Origin of the sequence: Phenylobacterium sp. (genome assembly GCF_965229015.1) — a bacterium.
GTDB lineage: Bacteria > Pseudomonadota > Alphaproteobacteria > Caulobacterales > Caulobacteraceae > Phenylobacterium.
Window position 1 is genome coordinate 200,212 of sequence record NZ_CBDDIM010000001.1, and the last position, 26,254, is coordinate 226,465.

Consider the following 26,254-nt stretch of genomic DNA (forward strand, 5'->3'; position numbering starts at 1 on the left):
CAAGGGCGCCGGGGCTCTCTTAGGCCCGGTGATTTGCGTTTGACTCTAGTGGGTTGGCACAAGGTGCGCGGCGACTCGCTGCATGAACGTTCGTCTCGTGTTCCGCCGGCAGCCGCCGTTGAAGTTGCACGACGTGCATTGGGTCAGCCCATCGCGGACGCCACTGCTGAGCTTTTCTCGAACGGCCTGCAGGGGCCCGTTGCGCCACTGGCTGTCAATCGGTCCACTGGCCAAGTCACCGATGGCGTCAGAGAAGCCGAAATCCCAGGGGCATTTCGCTATCTTGCCTTCGGGATTGATGGCGACGGCCCGGAACGGGAACTCGCAGAAGCCCCAATACTGCCCGCGCACCTCCGCAGCATTGGGTGAGTGACCGCCGAGGTTCTCGCGAACAGCCGTCTCCTGTTGCCTCTCGATCTGGAAATGGGTTTCGCCCCACTGCCAACTGGCAAACCAGGGATCGGTATCCGAACGATATCGATCGACCTCCGCCAGTATGGTCTGGAGGTTCTTCGGTAAGGGGTCGGTGAGGCGCTCGAGGTAGGTCGAGACTTGAACCTTCTTGACCCCGGTATCGGCCAGGCGCCGCGCCATTCCGACCGTCAGCTTCTTGCCGTTGGTCAGAATGCGGGTCGTCATCGCCGGAAGCTCCTCCGAGGCGATGCTAACGAATTCAACGATCTGAGGATGCAGCAGCGGCTCGCTCATGCAGTGGAAGTTGAGATAGCCGTCGCTTCCCATCGCTTTGAGTTCGTCCACGATCCGGCGGAATGTGACCATGGTCATGGCGACATCCGGCCTCGTGTCGGTCTTGAGGTTTGCCAGACAGAAGCCGCAGGTGCTGTTGCAGCGTGAACGTAGCCCCAGGTAGGCATCCTTGATCTTCTTCGGGGAACCGTCGGCGTCGAGCAGATCTTCCCGCGTGAATCGGAAATTATGCCGCTCGTTCAGATCCTTGATCTGCTGGGGAGATAGCAAGGCCCGCCCGACTTCGCCCGAAAGCCGGCGGAATGTCTTGCGACTCTCCAGTTGAAGATACGCCGCCACGTGCTGCAATCGCATATCGGTCCCCGATAGTTGGGGCCCGCCTCGCCCGCCGACTGGCAGCCAGCTCTGAAAAGCTAGTCGATGCAAATCAAATTCGAAGCGCCTTCATTCGATAAGACGCCGGTCTCAAATGCTACCTGGGCCGGGGGTTGCGGCGGCGCCCGCGCGGGGGTATGGCGCGGGCCATGCTCGATGACCTGAAGGCGAACAACATGGCCTGGGCCGCCCGCAAGGTTGCGGCCGATCCGGGCTTCTTCAAGCGGCTGAAGGGCCAGCAGGCGCCGGACTATCTGTGGATCGGATGTTCCGACAGCCGGGTCCCGGCCAACGAGATCGTCGATCTCGATCCCGGCGAACTCTTCGTACACCGCAACGTCGCCAACCTGGCCCCGCCGCAGGACGCCAACTACCTCTCGGTGCTGCAGTTCGCCGTCGATGTGCTGAAGGTCAAGCACATCATGGTGGTGGGCCACTATGGCTGCGGCGGCGTGGCCGCGGCGGTGGACGGCCAGAGGCGCGGACTGGTGGATCACTGGCTGCACCCCATCCGCGAGGTCCATGAGGCGCACCGCTGCGAACTGGACAAGCTCGGCACCCAGAGTGAGCGGCTGGACCGCCTGTGCGAGTTGAACGTCATCCGCCAGGTGCAGAACGTGGCCACCGACGTCTTCGTGCAGGACGCCTGGGCCCGCGGCCAGAGCCTGTGCGTGCACGGCCTGGTCTATTCCCTGGAAAACGGCCTGCTGACCGACCTCAACGTGTCGGTGGGCGCCCACTGCGAAGACTAGCCGCGGTCTAGCCGCCGCGCCGGCCAATTCCCGCGGGGCGGAGCCGGCCACGCCGAGCCGCCCGCGCCCGCCCATGCCTGTATTCATCGCGCCGATGGCCGGCGGGCGCCTTCACGCCTGGGGCGGGATTAAGGACGCGGGGTCTCATTCCGCGTCGTCCTGAGCGACGCGCAGGTCAATCCACGCAGCGTCCAAAGTCTAACTAGAGTATAACGAAATACAGATGCAATTAAGCCCCTATTCACCGTGAAGATGAACTCGACTTTAAGTCCGAAGTGAGAAAACCCGCCTCGCAAGTTTCAACCTAAACAAAACACAAATTCAGTCGGGAAGAATTCTCATGAACAAGTTCGCCGCTCTCGCCCTCGCCGCCACCGTCTCCGCCTTCGGCATCTCCCCCGCCCTGGCCGCCGACGCCTCGCATGTGGACGTCCAGACCGTCCGCATCTCGCTGGTGGGCAAGACCGACGCCCAGGTCCGCGCCGAGATCCGCGACGCCGCCGCCACCGTGTGCGGCGCGAGCGCCGGCGATTGCGTGACGACCTCGATGCGCAAGGCCAACGCCCAGTTCAACGCCATCACCCGCAAGCGTGCGGCGGCCGAGACCCCGACCCGCACCGCCAAGCTGGAAGACGGCCGCGCCGCCGTCGCCAGCGTCCGCGTCGCCCTGGTGGGCCGCTCGCCCGCCCAGATCGAGGCCGACATCAACGCCGCGGCCGACACCGTCTGCAAGGCCACCAACGACTCGGCCCCCGACTATCGCGCCTGCGTCTCCGGCGCGGTGCGCTCGGCGAAGTTCCAGCTGCGCCAGCTGGCCCAGGCCGAGCGTCCGACCCAGGTCGCCTCGCGCTAGGATCAGAGACTTCCGAGCCTTCGAACCGCCGGCGCTGTCCCCAGCGCCGGCGGTTTTCCTTTGGGCGCGCCCCTGCCGCCACGTCACACTTGGCCTGTCCGCCACGAGGCTTAGACTGGGGTCAACTGAGACCCACGGGAGGAACCGACATGGCCGATTTCGGAAGCGACCTTGAGGTCGAGGAATTCCGCGGCGAGGCGCGCGCCTGGCTGGAGGCCAACTTCCCGGCTTCGCTGAAGGGCAAGGCCTTCCTTGCCGCCACCGAGGTGACGACTACCCACGCAGAGCTCAAGGCCTGGCGCAAGGCCATCGGCCTGAAGGGCTGGGCCACGCCGACCTGGCCGACGGAATACGGCGGCGGCGGTCTGTCGCCGCAACAGGCCCGAGTCCTGAGCCAGGAGATGGGCAAGATCGGCGCCTTCAATCCGCTGATGTTCGGGATGGGCGTGACCATGATCGGCCCGACGATCCTGGACTACGGCACCGAGGCCCAGAAGAAGCAGCACATCCCGCCCATCGTGCGTGGAGAGGTCCAGTGGTGCGTCGGCTATTCCGAGCCCGGCGCCGGGTCGGACCTGGCCTCCCTGCAGATGAGGTGCGAGGACGCCGGCGACCACTACGTCATCAACGGCCAGAAGACGTGGACCAGCGGGGCCCAGTACTCAGACTGGTGCGGGGCGCTGGTGCGCACCGACTTCTCGGCCAAGAAGCATGAGGGGATCAGTTTCATGCTGATCGACATGCACCAGAAGGCCATCGATCCGCGGCCCATCGCCCTGATCGCCGGGGCCTCGCCCTTCTGCGAGACCTTCTTCACCGACGCGCGCGCCGAGAAGGACGGACTGCTGGGCCCGCTGAACGGCGGTTGGACCGTGGGCAAGCGCCTGCTGCAGCACGAGCGCGCCAGCCAGACCGGCGCCTCCAACGGCGGTCGGGCCACGCCCCTGCAGGACATCGCCAAACGCTATGTCGGCATTGACGCCGCCGGACGCCTGGCCGACAGCGACCTGCGCACCCGCCTGACCCGCCACCTGATGGACAGCAAGATCCACGGCCTGACCCTGGCCCGGGTGATGGCGGAGTCCAAGGAGGCCTCGGGGGCCACCAACGGCGCCTCGGTGCTGAAGAACTCCGCCACGGCTGTCTCCCAGACCCGGGCCGAGCTGACCCTGGAGATCATGGGCCACCAGGGCCTCGGCTGGGCCGGCGACGACTTCACCAGTGAGGAGATCGAGACCGTGCGCGGCTGGCTGTCAGGCAAGGCCATGTCGATCTATGGCGGCTCCTTCGAGATCCAGAACAACATCATCTCCAAGCGCATCCTCAACCTGCCCGACACCACCCAGTCAACCTGACGGATTACGCACGGCTTGGCGGGGGGCGGCGTTCGGCGCGCCCTTGGGGGAAAGGCCGCAAGGAAGCGCTGAGCAGGGAGCTGCCCAGCCTGACCGGCGACCCCGATCCCGGCCATTCAGTCGGGCGTTAGACGATCTGGTACGCTGCCACCCGCGAGTTCACGGGGTCGTCGCGAATTCCGCCTCGGTTAGCTCCTTGGGCGCTCTTGGCCCGGCAAGGCGCCCAAGCCGCGCTAGCCTTTGCTCCAGGAGATCGAACTTCTCGATCTTGTAGACTTGGCCGCCTTGCACTGAGGTTGAAAAGGCTTCCAATCCCAGCGTGCGACATAGGCTTTCGCCTTCAGCGGAGGTCGCGTTCGCATAGATCGCGTCGATATGTACGCGGTCCTTCCGTAGTGAGGCCATCGCCTGCGCCATGGATCGCATCATTAGGCGGAAGATTTCCCCGCCTGCTCGGCTGAAGTCCGGATGCCGAGCAATCATAACGAAGTACAGCGAGTGTGGCCCGGGTTCGCTGACTTGCCGAACCTCCTGGCTGACAATCTTTGAATCATACAATTGGCCACGCTTGAGTGCGCCCACCAGCTTCTGAGAGATCGAGAAAAGCGACCAATATCCGACGATGAAGCTGCCCCTGAACACGACGAGGCCCCAGGTTTCCGGGCTTTTTTCAAACACCGGCGCCCATTGCTCTGCTGAGCCTTCGGTCTTGTCACCCAAACCCGCCAGCGCAGCATGATCAAGGCCGATGAGCCGCTGAAGCAGGCCTTCGTAGCTCAAGCCTCGCTCGAACACCCAACTGCTGCCTTCGATAGTGAACTCACTTGCTCGGCCCTTCTTAGCCTCGCGCTCTTGCCACCAGCGAATAAGCGCGATGAGCGCAGAAAGGGCGGCGAGCACGACGCCGGCCGCCGCCCATACCAAGCCCCAATCCATAGGATGTCCCCCAACCCTGAATGGCGACATCCTAGACCAATCGGATAGGCTGAATAGACCCCCCGGCGCACGGCGGCGGACGGCGCCTGATCACGAGGTCGTTCGTCATTCCGACTTAATCGGCGTGCTATGTCGGGGCTCATACTTTGCGAGACCCCGCCCCTTGCCGACCCCCGACACGCGCCCCTGGCGCAAGCGCCTGGCGGCCTACCAGCAGCCCAGCGCCGCCCGCTCCATCCTCGAAATCCTCCTGAGCGCCGTGCCCCTGGCGGCGATCTGGGGCGGCGCCTGGGTGGCGGCGGCCTTCGGACTCTGGTGGCTGGCCCTATTGCTGGCCGCCCCGGCGGCGGCGTTCCTGGTGCGGCTGTTCATGGTGCAGCATGACTGCAGCCACCGGTCCTTCTTCCGAAATCGGGCGGCCAACGACTGGATCGGGCGGGTGATCGGGGTGCTGACCGTGACCCCCTACGACTGCTGGCGCCAGACCCACGCCATCCACCACGCCACCTCCGGCGACCTCGACCGCAGGGGCCTGGGGGACATCATGACCCTGACCGTGGCCGAGTACCGCGCCCTGCCGTTCTGGCGCCGGCTGGGCTATCGCCTCTATCGCCACCCGGTGGTGCTGTTCGGGGTCGGGCCGGCCTATGTCTTCCTGTTGGAGCAGCGCCTGCCCAGCGGCCTGATGAAGGGCGGCTGGCGGCCCTGGCTCAGCGCCATGGGCACCAACCTTGCCATCGCCGCCTTCCTGCTGGTGGTGGGCCTGCTGGCCGGCTGGCAGGCCCCTGCTGGTGAACCTGCCGACCCTGGTGATCGCCGCCTCCATCGGGGTCTGGCTGTTCTATGTGCAGCACCAGTTCGAGGGCACCTACTGGGCCCGCCGCGGCGAGTGGGACCTGACCGAGGCGGCGCTGAGGGGCGCCTCGCACTATCACCTGCCCGCGCCCCTGCGCTGGATGACCGCCAATATCGGGGTGCATCACGTGCACCACATCGCCAGCCGCATCCCCTTCTACCGGCTGCCCGCCGTGCTGCGGGACCATCCGGAACTCAGCGCGGTCAGCCGCCTGAGCGTGCCCCAGAGCCTGAAGGCCATACCGCTGTCGCTGTGGGACGAGGCCAGCGAGCGGCTGATCTCCTTCCGTCAGCTGGCCCGCGCCGACCGCGCCGCGCGCGCCGCCTAGAGCCGTCGCGTCCTGCTGGGCAGGCGGTGCGGATCCCTTCGCGCCATCTGTCGAGATTGTAATCTTGCAATGAGACGGAAGTCTCATTAGAGGTCGCCGCACCAACGCCCAGCAAGGAGCACGAGAGATGGCGCTGACCCGTCAGGAGATGGATCGGAAGATCGACGAACACTTCGCCTTCGAGGCGGCCGACGACGTGGAGGGGGTGCTCTCCACCCTGGCGCCCGACGTCGAGCACGACATCGTCGGCTCCCCGACCGGCCCGACCCACGGGCCGGAGGGTGCGCGGCCCTTCTATGAGGGCCTGTTCGGCGACCTCGCCGACGGACAGGTCAAGGTCCTCAAGCGGCTCTATGGCGAGGACTTCCTGGTGGACGAATCCCTGTGGTCCGGCCGGGCGGTGGGGCGGCCCTTCGGCCTGGAGGGGCGGGGCCGTCCGCTGGCCTTCCGTCTGTTGCACGTGATCGAGTTCGCCGGGAGCGGCGACATCAAGCGCGAGAACGTCTGGCTCGACATGGGCGCCATCCTCCAGCAACTGCCGCAGGGCTGAGGATGGCCGCCCCCGCCAAGACCGGCCGCCCCAACCAGCGCAACCGCACCCGCAAGGACCTGCTGCAGGCCGCCGCCCGGCTGATGGCCGCGGGCCGCAAGCCAGACCTGGAGGAGATCGCCGCCGAGGCCCAGGTCTCGCGGGCGACGGCCTACCGCTATTTCCCCGGGGTGGAGGCCCTGCTGCTCGAAGCGGCTCTCGACGTCGCCACCCCCGAGCCGGAGGTGCTGTTCCGAGGCGCGGAGGGGGAGGGGCCGGAGGCCCGCGTCGAGCGGGTCAACCAGGCCCTGCACCAGATGATGGCGGCCAATGAGGGGCCGTTGCGGATGATGCTGATCAACGCCCTGGAGCGTTCCCTGCGGGAGAGCGACGCCGACACCCCGGCCCGCCAGAACCGCCGCACCCCCCTGATCCAGGCGGCCCTGGCGCCGGCCCGGGACCAGTTCGACCCTACGGCCCTGGCCCGGCTGGAGGCGGCCCTGGCCCTCATCGTCGGCACCGAGGCCATGGTGGTGTTCAAGGACGTCCTGCGGGTCGACGACGCCGAGGCCCAGGCCGTGAAGTCCTGGGCTATCGAGGCCCTGGTGGCCGCGGCGCGGCGCAAGGACGCCTAGAGGTTCAGCTTCACCACGGCGGCGTCGAAGGCGGCCATCTCGGTGGCGGAGCCGACGGTGATGCGCGAGCGGGTGGGCCAGATGGGCCAGGAGCGACCGATGGCGATGCTCTCCCTGGCGAAGGCGGCCTGGACCTCCTTGGCCGGCTTCTTCCAGTCCACCATGAAGAAGTTGGCCTCGGCGGGCAGGTGCTCGATCCCGCGCTTGTCCAGCAGGGCCAGGGTCTTTGAGCGGACGGCGATCATCTCGTCGCGCCGCGCCTTGATCAGCCCGGCCTCCGTCAGGCTGGCCGTGCCGCAGACCAGGGACGGGTTGGGCAGGGCGTAGCTGGCCATCAGCCCGTCATAGCGCATGGTCTTGGCCATCAGGTCGGGCCGCGCGATGGTCGCCCCCAGGCGCATGCCGGCCATGCCGAACAGCTTGGAGAAGGTGCGCAGGACGATCACCTCCTTGTCCTGGGCCGCCAGATAGGCGCCGGGCCTCGCCTCCGAGAAGTGGATATAGGCCTCGTCCAGCAGGACGATGGAGCCGGCCGGCTTGTTGGCGATCAGCCACTCCACGTCGGGCAGGCTGGTGAGGGTCGCGCTCGGATTGTTGGGGGTGCAGATGTAGTAGACCCCGGCGTTGGGATCGGCCGCCAGCATGGCCTTCACGTCATGGCCGTAGTCGGCCTTCAGCGGGACCTTGGCCACCTTGACCCCCATGTAGCGGGCGACGCTCTCGGCCAGCTCGAAGGTGGGGTTGGCGACCACCAGGCCCCGGGTCGGCGAGCAATAGGTGACGATGATCCGGGCCATGGGATCGCTGGAGCCTGGCCAGGCCATGACGTGGCTTGGGGGCACGCCCTCCACCGAGGCCACCGCCTTGGCGAAGGCCTCGCGCTGGGCGCCGGTGTAGCGGTTGCCGGTGGCGATGGCCGCGGCCGCCGCCGCCGCGCCGGGCGCGAGCGGCCCGGTCCAGCACTCGTTGGCGCCGATCATCACCATGCCCTTGGCCTCCTGGGCGACGGCGGGCGCGGCCAGGGCCGAGCCCAGGGCCGGGGCGACCGCGAACAGGCTGAGCACCTTGCCGATGCCGCGCCGGGAATATCCGCGGCGGGTGAGGTCGGAGAGGGCCTCGTCGGAAAGCTCGGTGCGCGCGGTCATGCTGAAGTCCCCGATCCCTTGGCCGTCGTCTCACGACCCTAGGCGGGAGAGGTGAGATGGCAATGGGAGCCGCCTCCCAGGGCGTGACGGCACACCCGCCTGCCCGCTTGTTGGGCGTCCACCGCCGGTAACGCGCAAAGTTCCGGTTTTGTTCTTTACAAGGTGGAGCTTGCAGGCTAGGGTTGTGGCGCGGAACAGATCGGCGCCTGAGGCCCGATTGCGTGTGGGGATTGGCGTTTCCAGGTCAGGAAAGGTGAGTTTGCATGGCGCGTATGCCAAGTGGGGAGCCGCGTTCGGTTTCCGACGTGAAGGACGAAGACTACGACGAAATGATCCGCCGACAGCGCGCCAACAATGCGCGAGCGGCGGGTGAGCCGGCTGAGCGACCGAGAGATGGTGGCCGGTTCGGTCATCCCGGTGAACTGGAGTCGCTCATCCCCGTATGGGGCTCTGGTCGCGAGGCCTTGGCGGACTATGAGGACGGCGACCTGGTCGGTGCGGGGTTGAACGGCGCCCTGGCGGTGTCGGACCTCTTCCTGGCCGGCTCCCTGACCAAGGGCGTCGCCAAGGGCGGGCTATACGTCGCGCGGGGCACGGCCAAGAAGGCGCCCTATGCATGGAAGGAGGTTGTCCGCCCCTGGATGGGGAAGCAGGGCTATCTGAAGCCCGGCCAACCCGGCCACCACTGGGCCATCTCGCGGAATGAAGGCCTGGGAAAGTATGTCCCCGACGCCATCAAGAACCAGCCTTGGAACATCAAGCCCATGCCGAGCCCGGAGGTGCATGGCCGCATTCACGGCCCTTACCGCGGCAAACCCCGGTTCAACCCGGCGCAGAGATATTGGTATGGCACGCCAGCCTGGTCGAAGGTTGGAACAGGATCGGCGGTTGGCCATCCCGCCGTGGCGGCGAAGGAGGCGGCTGAGGATGATCGGCGCTGAGCAGGTGACCGTCGCCCCGGGAGATTGGACATGATGGGGCTCATGAGATGGTTCAGCCTCGAGGGCCGGAGCGGCCGCCGGGAATTCAATCTGGTGTGCTTGCCGCTTCTCGCCTGGGTCTTGTTGTTGGGCTTCACCCTTGAGACCTTCGCCCCGAACGGGATCAAGAACCTGGGCTGGATGCTCGCCACCTTCTTTCTTTTCGTGGCGCCCTTTGGTCTGATCATTCCAGCCATCGCCCGACGGCTGCATGATCTGGGGTTCAGCGCGGGCTGGCTGTTCGCCCTGGGGTTCGCGGTCAAATTGTTCCGGATCGCGATGGGTCACATCCCTGACGACCGGGTGCGGCTCGGTCTGGAGATCCTGGCGGTCGGCGCCGTCCTGGGCCTGTTTCTGATGCTGATCGCCAGGCGGGGACAGGCGGGGGAAAACCAGTTCGGTCCTGAACTGGCCCCGTCCAGCTCTCGTGCGGCGGAACCCTGATGTCGCGCGCCTGAGACCCACCCAGGCCAAATCGCTGCCGCCTCGGTTCTCCGATCCCATCGAAGGTCCTTGACGCCGACCGATCCATTGAATAGCGATCCGGCAATATAGATGGATGGCGATATATGCAGATGGCCCAGATGGACCTCGTATTCGGCGCGCTCGCCGACCCGACGCGGCGGGCGATCCTGGCGCGTCTGGCCGACGGGGAGGCGACGGTGAATGAGCTGGTCGCGCCCTTCGGCCTGGCGCAGCCCACCATCTCCAAGCATCTCAAGGTCCTGGAGGGCGCGGGCCTCGTGTCGCGGGGCCGCAACGCCCAGTTCCGGCCGGTTCGGCTGAACGCCAAGCCGCTGGCCGAGGCCGCCCGCTGGATCGGCGATTACCGCCGGTTCTGGGACGAGAGCCTCGATCAGCTCGAAGCCTACGTGAAAGACCTTCAGGCCAAGGGAGAGCCGTCATGAGCCAAGCCGACCGCGAGATCACCCTCACCCGCGTGATCGACGCCCCGGCGTCCCTGCTGTTCGAGGCCTATTCCCGGCCCGAGCACATCATGAAGTGGTTCGGCCCCGTGGGCTGGCCCGTGACCCTGGCCGAGATCGACTTTCGGGTGGGCGGCACGTTCAAGTTCGCCATGACCGGGCCCAGCGGGGTGCAGAACGAGCCCTTCGGCGGGACCTATCTGGAGATCGTTCCGGACCGGAGGATCGTCTACGACAACGGCTTCAACTTCGAGAAGATGATGGTGGTCACTGTCACCTTCGACGAGCTGGAGAGCGGGAAGACCAGGCTGACCATGCACACGGTGTTCGCCACCGACGAGATGGCGAAGATGCATATCGGCGGCGGCTTCGAGGCGGGCACCAATTCCGGGCTGGACCAGCTGGAAGACCTGGTGGCCGACCTGGCGTCGCGCGTCGGCGGCGGTTGACGCGCCGCCGCGGGTCAGTCGAGGCCGACCTGAGAATACGATCCCACCCATTTGCAGAAATCATCGCCGCGGGACTTGAGACCGTCGCACGCCGTCCCATATCCCTGGCGCGGGCCGGGCCCCTCTGACGATCGCCGTGATCGTGATGTCGGACCGCATCGGGTGCGCCCGATGCCGGGTCCATCTCCAGCCCCCGGCGCCGGGCGCATCCTCTCAACAGAGGAGGTATGCGACATGTCCCACAAACTCTCCAACAGGCGGCCCACGAGCGCCAGCCTGAAGACCGAGGCCTGGACCCCGGGCGACAAGCTGCAACTGGACGCCCTGGTGGGGGCCTGCGCCCTGGTGGCCCATGCCGACGGCTGGGTGACCGCCGAGGAACGACGGCGCCTAGTGGTCCGGGTCCAGGGCCTTCCAGCCCTGGGACTGTTCGGTGTGGATGAGGCGGTGCAGGCCTTCGAGGCCCTGATCGATCGCTTCGACCGGGATCCCGACGATGGTGAGACGGTGGCCGAGGCGGCGATCTTGCGGCTGCGCGGGCGGCCCGGTCCCGCCTACCTGCTGGTGGCCGCGGCGTGCTCGATCGCCGCCGCCGACGGGGGCTTCGACGCCGAGGAGCGGGCGGCGATCCTGCGGATCTGCGATCTCCTGGACCTGGATGCCGACGCCTTCGACCTGGTGGCCGCCAGGGGCCGGCGATGAGGGTCTCGACCTTTGCGACTCCGGTGATGTGGCGACGGCTGGAGCCCCTGGTCCTGGCCCAGGCCAGCACCTTGGCGGCCTCCCACGCCAGTTCCCCCACCGATCGGCCGGTGGAGGGGCCCGCGCCGCTGGCCTCCAACCTGGCGCCGCGCCGGGCCACCGGCCACACCCTGGACATCCGCGTCTGAGGCGGACGAGCTAGGGCCACCGCGGGCCGACACGACTTCCTTACGCCGGCGCGTGGCGACATGCGCCGGCGACCCATCAATCCTTGAGCGGACCGGGCCCCTCTGACGATCGTGCTGATCGTGATGTCGGACCGCCTTGGGGCGCGCTGCGCGCCCCTGTTCCGGGGAACACGATCTTGGACACGCTTCTCTCGCCCTTGCTGGGCAAGCCGCTCTGGATGTGGCTGATCTTCGCCGCCGTCGTCACGGTCCTGCTGGTGCTGGACCTGGGCGTGCTGCACCGGAAACAGAGGACGATCGGGGTACGCGAGAGCCTCGCCCTGTCGGCGGGCTACATCTTGTTGGGCCTGGGCTTCGGGGTCTGGGTCTGGGCGGAGCTGGGGAGCCAGGCCGGGGTCGAGTACCTGACCGGCTTCCTCGTGGAGAAGAGCCTGGCCCTGGACAATGTGTTCGTCATCGCCAGCATCTTCGCCGCCTTCGCCGTGCCCACGGCCTATCAGCATCGGGTGCTGTTCTGGGGCGTGCTGGGGGTGATCCTGCTGCGGGGCCTGATGATTGGGTTCGGCGCGGCCCTTGTGGCGCGGTTCGATTGGGCCCTGCTGGTGTTCGCGGGCTTCCTGATCCTGATGGGCGCCAAGATGTTCCTGGCCAAGGGCGAGGCCAAGGATCCGCGCGACAATCTCGTCTATCGCTGGGCCGCCTCCCATCTGCGCCTGACCGACGGCTTCCGTGGCTCACGTTTCGTGGTGCGCGAGCCGGGGCCGGGCGGGCGGCAGGTGCTGTTCGCCACCCCGCTGCTGATGGTTCTGGTGATCATCGAACTGGCGGACCTGATCTTCGCCGTCGACTCGGTGCCGGCGATCTTCGCCATCACCACCGACCCCTACCTCGTCTACACCTCCAACATCTTCGCCATCCTGGGCCTGCGGGCGCTCTACTTCGCCCTGGCCGCGGTGGTGGATCGCTTCGCCTATCTGAAGCAGGCCCTGGCCGCCCTGCTGGTGTTCATCGGCGGCAAGGTCTTCGTGGCCGAGGCCATGGGGTGGGAGAAGTTCCCGGCGCCGGTGTCGCTGGGGGTCACCGCGGCCCTGCTGGCGGGGGGGATCGGCTATTCCGTCTGGCGCACCCGGCGGCCGGCGGCTGACGTCGCCTGATGCGAGGGCGCGCGGCGAAAGCGGCGTCGTCCCCTGGGCAGGCGGTGTCGGCCCCCCTATGTGGGAGAGCCGCCAATCCGCGCGCCAGTCCAAGGACCGCCCATGCCCTCGCTCTTCGATCCGCTCGTCATCGGCGACCTGACCCTGCCCAACCGGGTGATCATGGCGCCCCTGACCCGCAGCCGGGCGGGCGACAGCCGCATCCCCAACCCCCTGATGGCGAAGTATTACGAGCAGCGCGCCACCGCCGGCCTGATCATCTCCGAAGGCGTGCCGGTGGATCCCATGGGGGTCGGTTATGCCGGCGTCCCGGGGATATGGTCGGCCGAGCAGACCCAGGCCTGGCTGCAGGTGACCGAGGCGGTCCACGCCGCCGGTGGCCGCATCTTCATGCAGATCTGGCATGTGGGCCGGATCTCCGATCCGAGCTTCCTCGACGGTCGCGCGCCGGTGGGGCCCAGCGCCATCGCCGCCAAGGGCCATGTCAGCCTGCTTCGCCCCGAACGGCCCTATCCGACCCCGCGCGCCCTCGAGACCAACGAGGTTCAGGACGTGGTCGAGGCCTTCCGCCTGGGCGCGCAGAACGCCCAGAAGGCCGGCTTCGACGGGGTGGAGTTGCACGGCGCCAATGGCTACCTGCTCGACCAGTTCCTGCAGGACGGCTCCAACCAGCGCACCGACCAGTACGGCGGCTCCATCGCCAACCGCGCCCGGCTGATGCTGGAATGCGCCGACGCCGCCGTCTCGGTCTGGGGCTCTGACCGCGTGGGCATGCACCTGGCGCCCCGCGGCGACGCCCACAGCATGGGCGACAGCGACCTGGCGGCCACCTTCACCCACGTCGCCACCGAGCTGGGCCGGCGCAAGCTGGCCTTCCTCTGCGCCCGTGAAGCCGAGGGCCCCGACAGCCTGGGGCCGCAACTCAAGAAGGCGTTCGGCGGGGTCTATATCGCCAACGAGAGGTTCACCAAGCAGAGCGCCCAGGCCGCCCTCGACGCCGGCTGGGCCGACGCCGTGGCCTGGGGCAAGGCCTATCTGGCCAATCCCGACCTGGTGGAGCGCCTGCGCACCGACGCGCCCCTGAACAAGTGGATCCCCGAGACCTTCTATTCGCCCGGCGCGGAGGGCTACACCGACTACCCGTCCCTGGCGGAGCTGGCCCCCGTCGGCTGAGGCGCCGTTCCGGGGGCTTCCCGTGTGGCGAAGCTTCGGTCTACTCTGCCGCCATGGGTAGAGTGATCTTGCTGCTTGCGGTGGCTCTCTGGGGCTTGGGGACGGGCGCGCAGGCCGCGCCGGGCTGTTCGCTGATGAAGATCGCAGAGCTGCCGGTCAAGATGAGGGGGCTGCGGCCCATGGTGTCGGCCAAGGTCAACGGCCAGGACGCCCTGTTCATGGCCGACAGCGGGGCTTTCTACAGCCTGATGAGCGAGAGCGCCGCGGCGCGGTTCGGCCTGAAGCGCGGCACGACGCCGCCCGGCCTGCTGGTGCGCGGCGTCAACGGCGCCGCCTCGGTCCAGATCTACACGGCCAAGGATTTCACCCTGGCCGAGGTTCCCTTGAAGAATGTCGACTTCCTGGTGGGCGGCCGCGACGTGTCCGACGAGGCCGCCGGCCTGCTGGGCCAGAACATCCTGGGCGCCGCCGACGTGGAATATGACCTGGCCAACGGGGTCATCCGGCTGTTCAAGCCCAAGGACTGCCCCGACAAGGCCAACCTGGCCTATTGGGCGGGCGGCAAGGTGGCCTCGGCCCTGGTCCTCGCGCCCACGACCCTGGCCGAGCCGCACATCACGGCCTCGGCCAGCGTCAACGGCAAGCCGATCCGGGTGCTGTTCGACACCGGCGCCTCCACCTCCGTCCTCAAGCTCTCGGCGGCCGAGCGGGCGGGGATCTCGCGGGACGACGAGGCGGTGCGCGGCGCGGGGATCGGCTACGGCCTGGGGCGGCGGGGGGTGGAATCCTGGATCTCTCCGGTGGACAGCTTCGTGATCGGCGAGGAGCAGGTCCACAACACCCGGCTGCGGGTCGGCGACATCACCCTGGACGGCGCCGACATGCTGATCGGGGCCGACTTCTTCCTGTCCCACCGCATCTACATCTCGCGGACCCGGCGGCGGCTCTACTTCACCTATAACGGCGGTCCGGTGTTCAAGCTGGACCGGGAGACGCCGGTGGTCGCCGCGGCGGCCCCGCCGGCCAAGGCCGTGGACGGCGAGCCCACCGACGCCGCGGGGTTCGGCCGCCGCGCGGCCGCCTACAGCGCGCGTCGCGACTTCCCCGCCGCCATCGCCGACCTGACGGCGGCCATCAAGCTGGAGCCGACGGTGGCGCAACACTATTACGACCGCGCCCTCGCCCGGTTGGGCGCCCAGCAGCCGATCCCCGCCATGGGCGACCTGGATCAGGCCCTGAAGCTGAAGCCCGAGGACGGACCGAGCCGGGTGCTGCGGGGCGAGCTGCTGCTGGCCGGCGGCGACACCGAGCGGGCGCGGGCCGACCTGGAGGCCGCCGCCAAGACCGCGCCGAAGGACGCCATCCGCCTGCGGGTGGCCGCCGCCTATCAGCGCGCCGACCTGTTCGAGCCTGCCCTGGTCCACTACGACGCCTGGATCGCCGCGGCCCTGCCCAAGCACGACCGGCTGGCGGAGGCCTATAACGCCCGCTGCTGGACCCGCGCCCTGTGGGGCCGGCAGCTGGACCTGGCCCTGAGCGACTGCAACGCGGCGATCAAGCAGGGCCTGCGCAACTCCGCGGTGCTCGACAGCCGCGGCCTGGTGCATCTGCGGCGCGGCGAGTTGCAGGAGGCCATCGCCGACTATGACGCGGCGCTGAAGCTGCAGCCGAAGTCGGCCTGGTCGCTCTATGGCCGGGGCCTGGCCAGGCAGAAGGCCGGGGCGACGGCGGCCGGCGCTGGCGACATCGCCGCGGCCCTGGCCCTGTCGCCGGACCTCGCCAAGGCGGGCAAGCGTTACGGCCTGACCGATCCGGTGGTGGCCTCCGGCGGCTGAGGGCGCCGAAAAACCGGGAAAAATCCGTCGCGATCGCGTAAGAGCCCGCCTGCGCCGCCCCAACCCCAGAGCCCGTCACCTCTTGCCGTCTCCGTCCTCCCACCGCCTGTCCGTGGCCCCGATGATGGACTGGACGGATAATCTAAATAAAACAATTAGTTATAAGTCATTGAGTGCAAATATGGTGCACCGATTTTCTCGTTTCCTTTAGTATCCGTTCGCTCGCCACAGCCCGCGCGCGTTGTGTTTTGTCTCCGGTGACGATCGAAGATCCGCCCAAGTTTCTTACTTTTCGAGAGCGCCGCAGTGCCCACGCTCGGGCGCGTATTCGAGAGTCATGCGCAGGCTCACAGTGAAGCGCTCGACAGCATTCTCAGGCGGCTGAGTCCGCCTTCCGGTGAACGGCGCGCTCCGGCGGGAGACGAAAGATCTACGTCGGCGCCGAACGCCTCCGTAGCCGGCCGACATGGAAGCGCTGGATGTTCTGCTGCGCGGTCACGTGGTCGAACTCGAAACTTTCGACAACCTCGAAGGCTTCCAAGAGAAAGGCCGCCAGATCCTCGCGACCGTAGCGGCGGACCGGTAACCCGCTGGAGCGTTCCGGCCCGAAGGGGTGTTGCGCATCGCGTGACCCGCGAGCACCTGGACCAGCCGGGAACAGCCGACCCAGGCTGACGCACCTACTCGTCGGTCGATTTCGGCGAAGGAGCAAGTCGGCGAAGACGCTCGACGATCTCGGTGTCCGTGGTCACATTTCGCCGTTGGGCTTCGGCGGTGAGCGTCTGAAAGAGCGTGTCGAAGGCAGTGATCAGGGTGCGCGCGTCCAGGCGGGCGAGATCGTCTCCCGCGGCGGCGTCGAAGTCCTGCAAGGCCATAATCAGGATCGTCATCAGCTTGTTGTCGGCGCAGCGAACGGCGAACTCCGGCGAGGCGATCCAAAGGCTGGCGAAAATCGCATAGGCGTCGGACTGGGTCGCCTCGGCGAAGGCCTGCACGCGATCGGGGTTGAGGCGGCCGGCGCCGGCTTCAAAGTGCTCGTACGATCGCCGCGGCAGGCGCAGGGCTTCTGCGAGATCGCCGGGCCGCCTCTGGCGGTGACGGCGGATGGCTCGTAGGGCCGAGGCCAACCCGTTCGATGATTTCGAAGCGCTCACGGAGGTTCGGGTCATGCAGACACACCGGCGAGAAACAACTTTGACGTGCCGAAAGACGTGGTGTGCAGGAAGGTGAGGCTTGACGCAAGGGTGTGATCCGCATGGGGCCAAGGTTGCGAGAGATGGGTGAGTTTCGGTGCAGTTGAGTTGGATCGAAGGTCCGCAAACAATTTGCGGGAATAGCGTAATGATTTAGCGGAAGAGCACGAAATACTTTGCGAAAATCTGAAAACTATTGGAAGTACAGCGGATCGAGATTGCGTCATGTCTGAAATTTACTCACAAAGCCGCGACAATAGGTTGTGGCCGCTGGAGTTGTCGTGCCGCAGAGACGCGATCCCTTTGGTTCAGCCCTGGCCGCGATCAGGCGCCAGCTGATCACCGGTCAACACGGGCCCGGCGCGTCGCTGTCCATCACCGAGCTTGCTCGGGAATTGAAGCTGAGCCAGACGCCAGTTCGCGAAGCTCTGGCTCATCTGGCGGGGGAGGGCCTGGCCGAGGAACGTCGGGGTCAGGGGTTTTTCAGTCCGCACCTGGATAGCGAGCGACTCGTCGAGATGTTCGATCTGCATCGGCTCTATGTGAGCGCGGCGCTCGCGGCGCCTTGGCGCCCGGTCGAAAGCTCTGAGGATCTCGGCGCCGGGGAGGATGGACTTGAGCTTCAGGTCGGTGACGCGGCTCTCCGCCTGTTTGCATGCTTGGTGGGGAGGGCGCGCAACGACACGCTGAGCATCGCCTATCAGAGGATCGCTGAGCGTCTGGCGCCTATCGGGCGCGTGGAGGTCCGGGTCGGCCTGCAAGACTTGGCGCTTGTGGCCAAAATGACGGACCGCCTGAGAGTTGGCGACCAGGCAGGCTTGGCGGAGCTGTTGGGCGCCTATTACGAGCCACGGCGGCAAGCCGCCTCGGAACTGGTAAAGGCCCTCCGCTCACCCCGCCCCCGAGGATATATTCCGGATATAGTTTGAATATGCGGCAGGCCGGGAACCTCCTTGGGAAGCCGCCTATGAGGCGGTCTCAAAAACAGGAACGGAGACTTCCATGTCCAAGACCCTGAAGCTCATCCGCCTCGGCGCCGCCAAGGTGCTGACCCGCGGTCAACAGTCCGGCACCAAGAACGAGTTGGACGAACGGCCCTATAACCCGGCCGGCTGAACGCGGCTGGCGCCGGCGCAAGCCGGCGCCAGATCGCCTGCCATGCGCAGTTCCCTTTCCTCCTGGCGGCTCGCCCCTGACGGTCACGTCGCCGTCTGCGGCGATGACCTCGTGCTTCTCGACGTGGCGGCCGGACGCTATGCCTGCATCCCTGGCGGAGGCGGATTGGTCCAGGACGTAGGCGAGCATTTCGCCCTTGAGATTTCCGATATCATCTTTGCCGAAGGCCTGGCTGAGGCTGGCTGGATAGCCCCTGGATTTGCGGCGCAGCCACGTCCGGTCCTTCCCCGCCCCGCCCAAGGTTTGTCCATCGAAGCCGGGCACGCGTCGGGTCAAGATGTCTGGCACATGGGACAGGCGCTCATTGATGTCGCCGCGCACTATCATGGTCGCAGCTTTGCGCATCTGATCGCAACGGCGCGTCGGAGGCGCCCGGTACAAGGTGCGGCCGACGTTCATGCGCTTGCGCATCAGGTCGGCGTGTTCCGGGCCTTGCTGCCCTGGGCGCCGTTCCAGGGCGTCTGCCTCTACCGCAGCTTCCTTTTGCTGAATCTGCTTCGCCACGCGGGCCTGGATGCTGTCTGGGCCTTCGGCGTGCGGACGTGGCCGTTCGAGGCGCATTGCTGGCTGCAGGCCGGGGACCTGGTGCTCGACGACCATCTCGATCACGTGGCGGGCTACACGCCGATCCTGGTGGTCTGAGATGCGCGCCTTCCTCGCCGCTCATTGGCCCGTTGCGGCTGACAGGGTCGGGACTGCTCTGTGGGACCGAGTGGTCCAGGCCCTTGGTTGGCCGGTCACCGATGACGGCGGGCCGTGGCGGGTGGCCACATCGCCGGGCGTGCCGGTGCGCGCCCTGGCAGACGGTGAAGGACTGGTGGTCGGCGACCTATTCCGCAACCACTCCAGCGCCGTTCTCCCCGCCGGCGGCCTGCGCGACTTGCCCGACATCGCCCCGACCGAACTCTCGCGCCTGCTGGTGCGCGGGTACTGGGGGCGATATGTGGCCCTGCTGCCGGGGCCGCGAAATTCTCCCGCCATGTTTCGCGATCCGTCCGGCGCCTTAGATTGCATTACCTGGGTGATCGGACCGGTGCGGTTCGCCGCCTCGCATCTGCCGGAAGATCTGCCGGCGGAGGCGATGCCACAGCTCGCCCTGGATTGGGAACGTCTCGCGGAGCTGCTTGCCGATGCTGGCGACGTCGGCGGTCGTCTGGCCCTGACGGGAGTGGAGAGCGTCGCCCCCGGCGTGCTCCGCCACGAGGGGAGGATGACCACACTCTGGCGGCCCGCGGATTTTGCAGCCAACCCGATCATCGACCCTGATGCCGCCGCCTCGGGTCTGCGAAAGGCTGTCGATCTCTGTGTGGCGGCCTATGCCGGTCAGGGCCGGCCGCTGCTGACCGAAGTCTCGGGAGGGCTGGATTCCGCCATCGTCGCGGCGGCGCTGCACCAGACGTCTGGCGCGCAGCCGCGGACCTGGCTGAACTACTTTGGACCGGAGCCCTGGGGTGACGAGCGCGCCTATGCGCGCGCGATCGCCGAACGACTGGAGGTGAGACTCACAGAGGCGCCCACTTCTGACGAAGCCTTCGATCCCTTCGATTTTGGGCCGGCCGCAACCGCGCACCGCCCGTCGCTTTGCGGTCTGGACCCCGGCTATGATCGCGACGTGGTGGCCCGCTGCGAAGCCGACGGCGCGGAGATGATGCTGACCGGGCAGGGCGGGGACGTCCTCTTTTTCCAGCTCCCGACGCTCAAGGTCGCGGTCGACGCCCTGCGCACCCTGGGGCCGCGGGCCTATGTCTCGTCCCACGTTCTTACCGTCGCGCGCTGGCGCAAGGTGTCGGTCTGGTCGGTGCTTGCCGCCATGCGGCGCGCCGGGCGTGGGCATGATGTTGAGGCGCCGGGCGCGTCGGCTTTCATCAAGCCCATCGATCCGTCCTGGCGGAGCGAGCATCCTTGGCATGAAGGCCTGGAGGGCCTGCCGCCGGCAAAGCGTCTGCAAGCCCGCGAACTGATCGGCTGCAGCATCTATTTTGGTGATTGCCGACGCGCCCGCGCCGTCGATGTCGTCCATCCCTTGCTCTCGCAGCCATTGATCGAGCACTGCCTGGCCGTCTCGGCGGGCACCCTGACCTTGGGCGTACGCGATCGCGCCCTGGCGCGTCAGGTCTTCGCCGATCGCCTGCCGGCTGCCGTCGTGTCCCGCTGGTCGAAGGGCGACCTGACCGCACCCTATGGCCGGCGACTGGCCGCCGGTCTGGCGGGCCTGCGTGAGCACCTGATGGAGGGGCGGCTGGCGGCCGAGGGCTTGGTGGACCGCGAGTTGCTGGACCAGATTCTCGTCCCCGAGCGGTTAGTCTGGGATGGCGGCTATGCGGCTCTTCGCTATGCAGCCTTCCTGGAGTCCTGGGTGCGCAACTGGGAAAATCGGATTTCCCGGCTCAGGTTGGGGGCATCGTCATCCGCAGCCATTTGAAGACCCGTCCATAGAGGTCGCGCAGGTTGCCGGGGCTGGTGGGGGTGTGATGTTCGCCCCAGTATATCAGCAACTGGGCGTCCTTGTTCTGCCGCCAGAGCGCATAGAACATCTCCTCGGACTGACCGACCGGGTTTTCATCCTGGTCGCCGTGGATCAGCAGCACCGGCGTGTTGACCTTGTCCGCTGCGAACAGCGGGCTATTGCGCAGGTAGCGGTCGGGTTCGCGCCAAGGCGGCGCGGCCATGGCACCCTGGCCGCTCTCGCTCCAGCGCATCGAGCCGAAACCGCCAACGCCGTCACTGGGCCGGAACCGCCGGGCCGGATCGACCCCGGCCCATTGGCTCAGCATGTCGGACGTTCCGGCTGATGCGATGATCGCCATGAAGCGATCCGTCTGAGTGGCGGCAACCAGGGCGGCAAATCCGCCAAAGCTGTGTCCCCAGAGCGCCACGCGTTTGGGGTCGATGTCGCCCCCGGCGATCGCGGCGTCCACGGTGTCAAGAATCTGACCGGTCAAACCGCTGGCCGGCTCTTCGCCGGGGGCGCGGGGCAGGCTGGGGACCAGGACCGCGTAGCCTTGGGCGGCCAAGACCTGGATGTTGGGGAACGGGCCAAACCAGCCCGGTTCGCCTGAACTGGGTGGCCTCGTATAGGCGTCGCCGGGATAGGGGATCACCACCAACGGCAAGCGCACGCCTGGCCTATGGCCAGCCGGCAGATAGAGCCAACCAACGACTGGCTGGCCGGCCCCTCCCGCGTGCCGGACCGGCGAAACCGTTGCGAAGTCGAAGGTTTGGAGCTGCGGATTGATGTTGAGCAGAGCGGTGTGCCTTCCGTCATCGCCAACAAACGCGAACCGATCGTATCCGCTCGCGTCGCGGCGACGCGTCACCACCCCGTGCGGCGACACGACTTCGAGCGTCTCGGTAGGGTCGGTCACCGACACCGATCCGGGAGCCAGCAGGTCCAGCCCCGGCGATACCCGTACCTCGGACTGGGTGCGGTCGATGACCGCGACGGCGCTCGCGGGCGGTGGCGCGTTGACGTCGAAGCGTTGTCCTTGGCCGAAGGTCCCGGCGCGGAGCAGGCTGATACCCGCCCGCTGCGTGAAGCGTACTGAGTGGCCGGCCGGCGCCACGCCCCAAACCCCATCCACGCCCTCGAACCACAGGCCCGCCGTGGCGCGCGCCGCGATCTGCCGCGGCGGGGTCGGGAAGCGGGCCGTCAGGTTGCGAGGTCCGGCCTTGGTCAGGCGATACCAGTCGATCCGCCCGTCCGGCAGGGTGGATTGCGCGCGCACCACCGGCTTGCCGCCAAGCCAATCGGCTGAGACGTAAGGAATCCCTTCCCCTGTCACTGAGATCACCGGCCGCAAACCAGCGGGGTTGAGGCCGCGGGTGACGCCCCCTGGCTCGACCAGGGTCAGGCGACCGTCCTCCCAGGCCTCACCAGGGCGCCGACCAAAGACCAGGAGCCGGTCGGCGCGCGGCGACCAGGTGAGGAGGTGGGTGAGCAGGTCGCAATGCTGGCACGGTGTCGTGGCCAGGCCGGTCGTCAGGTCGACAAGCCGCAGATTGCGCCTCCGTAGGGGCGCGGTCCTCGCCGAATAGGCGCCGTGTTCCGGGCGGGGGAGGGGCTCCAGGTCCTCCAGCAGGGCGGCATAGCGACCGCTGGGGGAGAGTTCGAGATCAAAGAACCCGCCGGAGACCAGCGCCGTGGCCGATCCGTCGCTGGCGTTGACGTTGAGCAACGTGTTGACCGCCGGGAGATCCGTCACCGTTTCGAAGCGGCCGCTGCCGATGGCGGTGACCGACGCCCCGCCGCTGGCGGTCTTCGCCCATCGGGCCGGCAGGTCGCGCATCCACTCCGATCCGAAGCGCAGGTGACGCGGCAGGTCGTCGTACGGCCGGGCGATGACCAGCAGTTCGCTATTGGAGCGCCACTGGACTGTACGTCCATAGAGAGCGAGTTCCGGCGTGATCGGCCACCAGCGCACATCGCCGCTCTCCAGAGTCGCAACGCCCAGGTCCCATGACCGGCCGTAGCGCCGGAACACCACCATCCGCCGACCGTCCGGAGAGAAGGGACCGGGGGCGTAGCCTATCCCCGCCTCTTGCGCGAACAGCGGCTTGGCAGGAGCAGGCGCGGTCAGATCGGCCATCAGCAGCCGGCTGGTGCGCAATTCGACATAGCCGAAGTCGTCGAAGCTCGGGGCGGAGCCGTAGGGTCCGCTGGTCTGGATCACCAGCCAGCGGCCGGTCGGATCGGCGGCATAGGCCTCGACAGAGGACAGGTCGAACAGATCGTCGACCGTGAAAGGGCGGGCGTGGACGGGGGTCGCAAGCATGGTCAAGCCAAGCAGAAGGGAGCGCAGCCAGGCGCGCATGGGAAAGGTCCTAGAAAGGGGGGAAGCCGGTGCGGGCGCTCAGGCCCACACCGGCGTGGCCGTCACCAGCGCTTGGTCAGCTGGAGCGAGACGAAGCGGCCAAGCGGGTCGGCGTTGGCGGCATCGAAGCCGATCCCGGCAGGGCCGTCGTAAAATGGGGGCGGGGTGTCGAAGAGATTCTGGACGCTCAGCGCCAGGATCAGCCCGCCGAGCGGGCCTTCGCGGTCCGATGTCCATCCGACCTGAAGGTCGCTGGTGGTCCAGCTGTCGATGGTCTTGCCGGCCAGGTCCTTCTCCTGGCTCTGATAGTTTACCGCCAGACTGGCGCTCACCGAACCCCGGCGCCAGGCCGCCTGCGCCCGCCCCCGGAACCGCGCGGGATTGCCGGCCACGCCAACCACATCGACTGGCGCGGCCTGCGGGGTCACTTGGCGCTCGAAGGTCAGCAGGTAGGAGGCGTTCGCCGAGAGGTCGAAGCGGTCGGCGCCCCGATCGAAGCTGTAGCCGATCTGACCGTCCACGCCTTGCACCCTGACGCTGGCGGTGTTGACCCAGCGGGCGTCGACGATCGCACCATAGGCGCTGGCCGGGAACAGGCCCTGGTAGGGATAGGTCGGGAAGGTGATCAGGGCGTTGACCCGCGCCTGATCGGCGGCGCTGCCCGGATCGATGATCTGCACGAAGCTCGCCAGGGTGGGATCGCGCAGGGCGACGGTGAGGTTTTCGCGCGCGGGCTGGCCGATGCGGTCGCTGAAGTCAGTTCGGAACCAGGTGCCGCTGACCTTCAGGCCGGGCAGGGCCGGGGGCGTCACGTCGAACCCGGCCGTCCAGGAGGTGGCGGTCTCCGGTTTGAGGTCCAAGTTTCCGCCATACTGGATCAGGCTCAGCGTCCGCGCGCCGTTGCGGGTCAGGAACGAGGCGCTGACATCAGGCGCCTCATAGACTTCCGACAGGCTGGGCGCGCGGAACGACGTGCCATAGGTCGCGCGCAGGGCCAGTCCCTCGACAGGCTCCCAGGCCAGGCCGACCTTGGGATTGGTGGTCCGGCCCACATCGCTGAAGTCCTCCATCCGCGCCGCCAAGGACAGGTCGAGCCGGCGCACGCCAGGCAGCGCGGCGCCCGGGGACACCAGGGGGACGCGCAACTCGGCATAGGCCGAGGAGACGGTGCGTTGGTAGCTCAGCCTCTGGCCGATCCGCTCGACGGCGGTCGAGAGCAGGGCGCGGTTCTGCTGGCGGAAGATCTCGCGCCGCCAATTGGCGCCTATCGCCATCTTCACATCACCGGCCGGCAAGGCGAACAGCGTCCCGTCCGCCTGCAGGTTGATCGTCTCATTGCGGCTGACATTGCGCGCGCGGCTATAGCCGGAGCTGATGAAGTCCAGGATCGTGGCGCTGTTGGCGCCGCCATCGCCATAGGGGTTGAAGTATCCGTCGCGGGTCGCCCGGAAGCCGGTGGCGGCGTTGTCGGACCCCCCAAGCGCCTCGGTGAGGTAGGCCGAGTTGATCAGGTTTGCGTTGAGGCTCGCGCCGATCTCTTGGGCGAAGGCGGCGTAGCCTTCGACCCGCCAGGTGCGGCCGAGATCGGTCCGCAGGGCTGTCGTGAGGGCCAGGCTTTCCGAGGCTCCGCTCGCCTGCACCGGGCCGATTTCGTCGCCGAAGCTATAGGCGATCAGTTGCGAGGTCTGACCGTCGGGGGCCATGACGAAGTGGGGATTGGCCGAGCCGATCGAGAGCGCGGTGGTGGCCGGCGCACTGGCATAGGCGAAGATGCGGCGACTGAAGCGGGCGTCCGCTGAAAGCTCGACGGCCGCTGAGAGGTCCTGGGCGAAGGCCGCATAGAGACTGTTGCGGGTCTGGCCGGGCAGGATGTCGGAGCCGTCCCGCGCCGAGCCGTAGTTGGCGGTTCCGGGCCGGAAACTCGCCGCCGTCAGGCTCGACCCGTTCTGGCCCGCCGGAATGGCATAGGCGGGCTTGTAGGCGTTGGTCGGGGCGTCGAAGACCAGGATATTGCCGGGGTTTGTGTAGAACCCCCGGTGGTCAGTGCCGCCGAACGGCCGCAGGTCGTCGGAGGCGGCGTAGTCGCGCTTTGCGGCCGGCAACGGATCACGGTCGTAATACTCATAGGAGAAGAGGGCGTGGCCGCCGTCCCAGGTTTTGCCGAAGGTCTGGGCGAACTGGGTTTCGCGCGCGGCGCCGCCGGACGCGATCCCGACGCGGGCCCTGGTCTCCGCACCATCGAAGTCGCGGCGCAGGATGATGTTGACCACACCGCCCACGGCGTCGGATCCGTAGAGCGCCGAGGCGCCGTCGAGCAGCACGTCTACCCGTGCGATGGCGGCGGTGGGGATCGAGGACACGTCGGCGAAGTCGCCGCGCAGGCCGGTCCCGGCCAGGCGGCGGCCATCCACCAGCACCAGGGTCGCGTCGGCTCCCAGGCCGCGCAAGTTCACGCCGTTGGCGGCCTGGCTGTTGACGCCGGTGCGATCTGAGCCGGCCAGCAGACTGGCCGGGGTGCCCAGTCCGCCGAAGTTCTGCGGCAGGGCGTTGAGCGCATCGGCCACGGTGGCGCGGCCGCTGCGGTCGATGTCGTCGCGCCCGAAGGTGACGATAGGGGAGGCAGCGTCGCGGGCGCCGCGGATGTGCGACCCGGTCACCACCAGGGTTTCCAGGACGGTCGGGGCGGCCGGCGCCGTCGCGCGCTCCACGCCTAGCGGCGGCGGCGGAAAGCTGGCGCCCCGCTTGTCGGCGTCGGCGGCCTTCAGGACGATGACGTTAGGACGAATGGTCGTCGCGGTGATCGGGCTGTCGGCCAGCAGGGTGCGAAGCACCTGTCCGGCGGGCAGGGCGCCATGCACGGCCGGCGCTTTACGATCCGCAACCAGCTCCGGTGTGTAGAGGAGTTGTTGATGGCTCTGGGCGGCGTAGGCGCTCAGAGCCGCGTCCAACGGGCCGGCCGGAATGTCGAAGCTCACCGCTGAGACCGGGGCGGCCGAAGCCGCCAAGGGCGGCGCGGTCATAGCGAGGCTGAGCACGGGCAGGGCGAGGCCTGCGATGAGATGGCGACGGAAGGTGGGCGGGCCCAAGGTGTATCCCCCAAGACCCGGGCGGCGGCTGGCCGTGGTGGCCGGTCTCGTGTCCGCGCAGGTCGGGAGGTGAGACGTCCGCACGCGATCTCGACCCTGACTCACCACG

The 26,254-nt window shown here is 67.7% G+C and carries 25 protein-coding genes and 1 pseudogene; 19 read left to right on the top strand and 7 right to left on the bottom strand.

Annotation, left to right across the window (positions count from 1 at the left end; genetic code table 11):
* Window positions 1–45: 45 nt before the first annotated feature.
* Window positions 46–1,062 (bottom strand): radical SAM protein, encoded by a 1,017-nt coding sequence (locus ACO06I_RS00955; protein ID WP_421930766.1) that lies wholly within the window; start codon window positions 1,060–1,062, stop codon window positions 46–48.
* 170 nt (window positions 1,063–1,232) lie between these two features.
* On the opposite strand from ACO06I_RS00955, the gene ACO06I_RS00960 reads away from it, so the two are divergent.
* The 3 genes from ACO06I_RS00960 to ACO06I_RS00970 all read left to right on the top strand — a co-directional run bounded on the left by ACO06I_RS00960 (window position 1,233) and on the right by ACO06I_RS00970 (window position 4,043).
* Window positions 1,233–1,835, top strand: a complete 603-nt coding sequence (locus tag ACO06I_RS00960; RefSeq protein ID WP_421930767.1) for a carbonic anhydrase — start codon at window positions 1,233–1,235, stop codon at window positions 1,833–1,835.
* 340 nt (window positions 1,836–2,175) lie between these two features.
* Window positions 2,176–2,688 carry a hypothetical protein gene (locus ACO06I_RS00965; protein ID WP_421930768.1) on the top strand — a complete coding sequence of 171 codons (513 nt, stop codon included), beginning with the start codon at window positions 2,176–2,178 and terminating at the stop codon, window positions 2,686–2,688.
* Window positions 2,689–2,837: 149 nt separating this feature from the next.
* Window positions 2,838–4,043 (top strand): acyl-CoA dehydrogenase family protein, encoded by a 1,206-nt coding sequence (locus tag ACO06I_RS00970; RefSeq protein ID WP_421930769.1) that lies wholly within the window; start codon window positions 2,838–2,840, stop codon window positions 4,041–4,043.
* Window positions 4,044–4,202: 159 nt separating this feature from the next.
* On the opposite strand, the gene ACO06I_RS00975 is transcribed toward ACO06I_RS00970, so the two are convergent.
* Window positions 4,203–4,979: a hypothetical protein gene (locus ACO06I_RS00975; protein ID WP_421930770.1), complete on the bottom strand. Its 777-nt coding sequence runs from the start codon at window positions 4,977–4,979 to the stop codon at window positions 4,203–4,205.
* A gap of 207 nt (window positions 4,980–5,186) precedes the next feature.
* Complete coding sequence (locus tag ACO06I_RS00980) at window positions 5,187–5,351, bottom strand: hypothetical protein (protein ID WP_421930771.1); 165 nt, start codon at window positions 5,349–5,351, stop codon at window positions 5,187–5,189.
* On the opposite strand from ACO06I_RS00980, the pseudogene ACO06I_RS00985 reads away from it, so the two are divergent.
* The 4 genes and pseudogenes from ACO06I_RS00985 to ACO06I_RS01000 all read left to right on the top strand — a co-directional run.
* Window positions 5,350–5,676, top strand: a pseudogene (locus tag ACO06I_RS00985) (fatty acid desaturase); the annotation flags it as partial. The gene ACO06I_RS00980 and the pseudogene ACO06I_RS00985 overlap by 2 nt on opposite strands.
* Window positions 5,677–5,710: 34 nt before the next feature.
* Window positions 5,711–6,163: a fatty acid desaturase gene (locus ACO06I_RS00990; RefSeq protein ID WP_421930772.1), complete on the top strand. Its 453-nt coding sequence runs from the start codon at window positions 5,711–5,713 to the stop codon at window positions 6,161–6,163.
* 127 nt (window positions 6,164–6,290) lie between these two features.
* Complete coding sequence (locus ACO06I_RS00995; protein ID WP_421930773.1) at window positions 6,291–6,713, top strand: ester cyclase; 423 nt, start codon at window positions 6,291–6,293, stop codon at window positions 6,711–6,713.
* Between the two features lie 2 nt (window positions 6,714–6,715).
* A complete protein-coding gene (locus ACO06I_RS01000) occupies window positions 6,716–7,327 on the top strand; it encodes a TetR/AcrR family transcriptional regulator (RefSeq protein WP_421930774.1) in 612 nt (203 codons plus the stop codon).
* On the opposite strand, the gene ACO06I_RS01005 is transcribed toward ACO06I_RS01000, so the two are convergent.
* A complete protein-coding gene (locus tag ACO06I_RS01005) occupies window positions 7,324–8,472 on the bottom strand; it encodes a pyridoxal phosphate-dependent aminotransferase (RefSeq protein ID WP_421930775.1) in 1,149 nt (382 codons plus the stop codon). The two genes, ACO06I_RS01000 and ACO06I_RS01005, sit on opposite strands and share 4 nt — an antisense overlap.
* A 305-nt stretch (window positions 8,473–8,777) precedes the next feature.
* Between ACO06I_RS01005 and ACO06I_RS01010 the strand changes: the two genes are divergently transcribed.
* The 9 genes from ACO06I_RS01010 to ACO06I_RS01050 all read left to right on the top strand — a co-directional run bounded on the left by ACO06I_RS01010 (window position 8,778) and on the right by ACO06I_RS01050 (window position 15,879).
* Window positions 8,778–9,413 (top strand): hypothetical protein, encoded by a 636-nt coding sequence (locus ACO06I_RS01010; RefSeq protein ID WP_421930776.1) that lies wholly within the window; start codon window positions 8,778–8,780, stop codon window positions 9,411–9,413.
* A 30-nt stretch (window positions 9,414–9,443) separates the two neighbouring features.
* Complete coding sequence (locus ACO06I_RS01015) at window positions 9,444–9,896, top strand: DUF805 domain-containing protein (RefSeq protein ID WP_421930777.1); 453 nt, start codon at window positions 9,444–9,446, stop codon at window positions 9,894–9,896.
* A gap of 125 nt (window positions 9,897–10,021) precedes the next feature.
* Window positions 10,022–10,360, top strand: coding sequence for an ArsR/SmtB family transcription factor (locus ACO06I_RS01020; RefSeq protein WP_421930778.1), 339 nt, complete (start codon window positions 10,022–10,024; stop codon window positions 10,358–10,360).
* Window positions 10,357–10,827 (top strand): SRPBCC family protein, encoded by a 471-nt coding sequence (locus ACO06I_RS01025; protein WP_421930779.1) that lies wholly within the window; start codon window positions 10,357–10,359, stop codon window positions 10,825–10,827. The genes ACO06I_RS01020 and ACO06I_RS01025 overlap by 4 nt, the downstream gene beginning before the upstream one ends.
* Window positions 10,828–11,061: 234 nt before the next feature.
* Complete coding sequence (locus ACO06I_RS01030; RefSeq protein WP_421930780.1) at window positions 11,062–11,529, top strand: tellurite resistance TerB family protein; 468 nt, start codon at window positions 11,062–11,064, stop codon at window positions 11,527–11,529.
* Complete coding sequence (locus tag ACO06I_RS01035) at window positions 11,526–11,717, top strand: hypothetical protein (protein WP_421930781.1); 192 nt, start codon at window positions 11,526–11,528, stop codon at window positions 11,715–11,717. The genes ACO06I_RS01030 and ACO06I_RS01035 overlap by 4 nt, the downstream gene beginning before the upstream one ends.
* Window positions 11,718–11,893: 176 nt before the next feature.
* On the top strand, window positions 11,894–12,871 hold the full coding sequence (locus ACO06I_RS01040) for a TerC family protein (RefSeq protein ID WP_421930782.1): 978 nt from the start codon (window positions 11,894–11,896) through the stop codon (window positions 12,869–12,871).
* Window positions 12,872–12,973: 102 nt separating this feature from the next.
* Window positions 12,974–14,044, top strand: coding sequence for an alkene reductase (locus ACO06I_RS01045; protein ID WP_421930783.1), 1,071 nt, complete (start codon window positions 12,974–12,976; stop codon window positions 14,042–14,044).
* A 134-nt stretch (window positions 14,045–14,178) separates the two neighbouring features.
* Window positions 14,179–15,879 carry an aspartyl protease family protein gene (locus ACO06I_RS01050; RefSeq protein ID WP_421930784.1) on the top strand — a complete coding sequence of 567 codons (1,701 nt, stop codon included), beginning with the start codon at window positions 14,179–14,181 and terminating at the stop codon, window positions 15,877–15,879.
* 680 nt (window positions 15,880–16,559) lie between these two features.
* Here ACO06I_RS01050 and ACO06I_RS01055 read toward each other — a convergent pair.
* Window positions 16,560–17,033 (bottom strand): XRE family transcriptional regulator, encoded by a 474-nt coding sequence (locus ACO06I_RS01055; protein ID WP_421930785.1) that lies wholly within the window; start codon window positions 17,031–17,033, stop codon window positions 16,560–16,562.
* A gap of 320 nt (window positions 17,034–17,353) precedes the next feature.
* Here ACO06I_RS01055 and ACO06I_RS01060 point away from each other — a divergent pair, with 320 nt between their 5' ends.
* From ACO06I_RS01060 to ACO06I_RS01070, 3 genes are all read left to right on the top strand, one after another.
* Window positions 17,354–18,001, top strand: coding sequence for a GntR family transcriptional regulator (locus ACO06I_RS01060; RefSeq protein ID WP_421930786.1), 648 nt, complete (start codon window positions 17,354–17,356; stop codon window positions 17,999–18,001).
* Between the two features lie 229 nt (window positions 18,002–18,230).
* On the top strand, window positions 18,231–18,890 hold the full coding sequence (locus ACO06I_RS01065; RefSeq protein WP_421930787.1) for a lasso peptide biosynthesis B2 protein: 660 nt from the start codon (window positions 18,231–18,233) through the stop codon (window positions 18,888–18,890).
* A gap of 1 nt (window position 18,891) precedes the next feature.
* On the top strand, window positions 18,892–20,670 hold the full coding sequence (locus tag ACO06I_RS01070; protein ID WP_421930788.1) for an asparagine synthase-related protein: 1,779 nt from the start codon (window positions 18,892–18,894) through the stop codon (window positions 20,668–20,670).
* On the opposite strand, the gene ACO06I_RS01075 is transcribed toward ACO06I_RS01070, so the two are convergent.
* Together ACO06I_RS01075 and ACO06I_RS01080 are read right to left on the bottom strand one after the other, a co-directional pair.
* Window positions 20,636–23,059 (bottom strand): alpha/beta hydrolase family protein, encoded by a 2,424-nt coding sequence (locus ACO06I_RS01075; RefSeq protein WP_421930789.1) that lies wholly within the window; start codon window positions 23,057–23,059, stop codon window positions 20,636–20,638. The two genes, ACO06I_RS01070 and ACO06I_RS01075, sit on opposite strands and share 35 nt — an antisense overlap.
* A 62-nt stretch (window positions 23,060–23,121) precedes the next feature.
* Complete coding sequence (locus tag ACO06I_RS01080; protein WP_421930790.1) at window positions 23,122–26,145, bottom strand: TonB-dependent receptor; 3,024 nt, start codon at window positions 26,143–26,145, stop codon at window positions 23,122–23,124.
* Window positions 26,146–26,254: the final 109 nt, after the last annotated feature.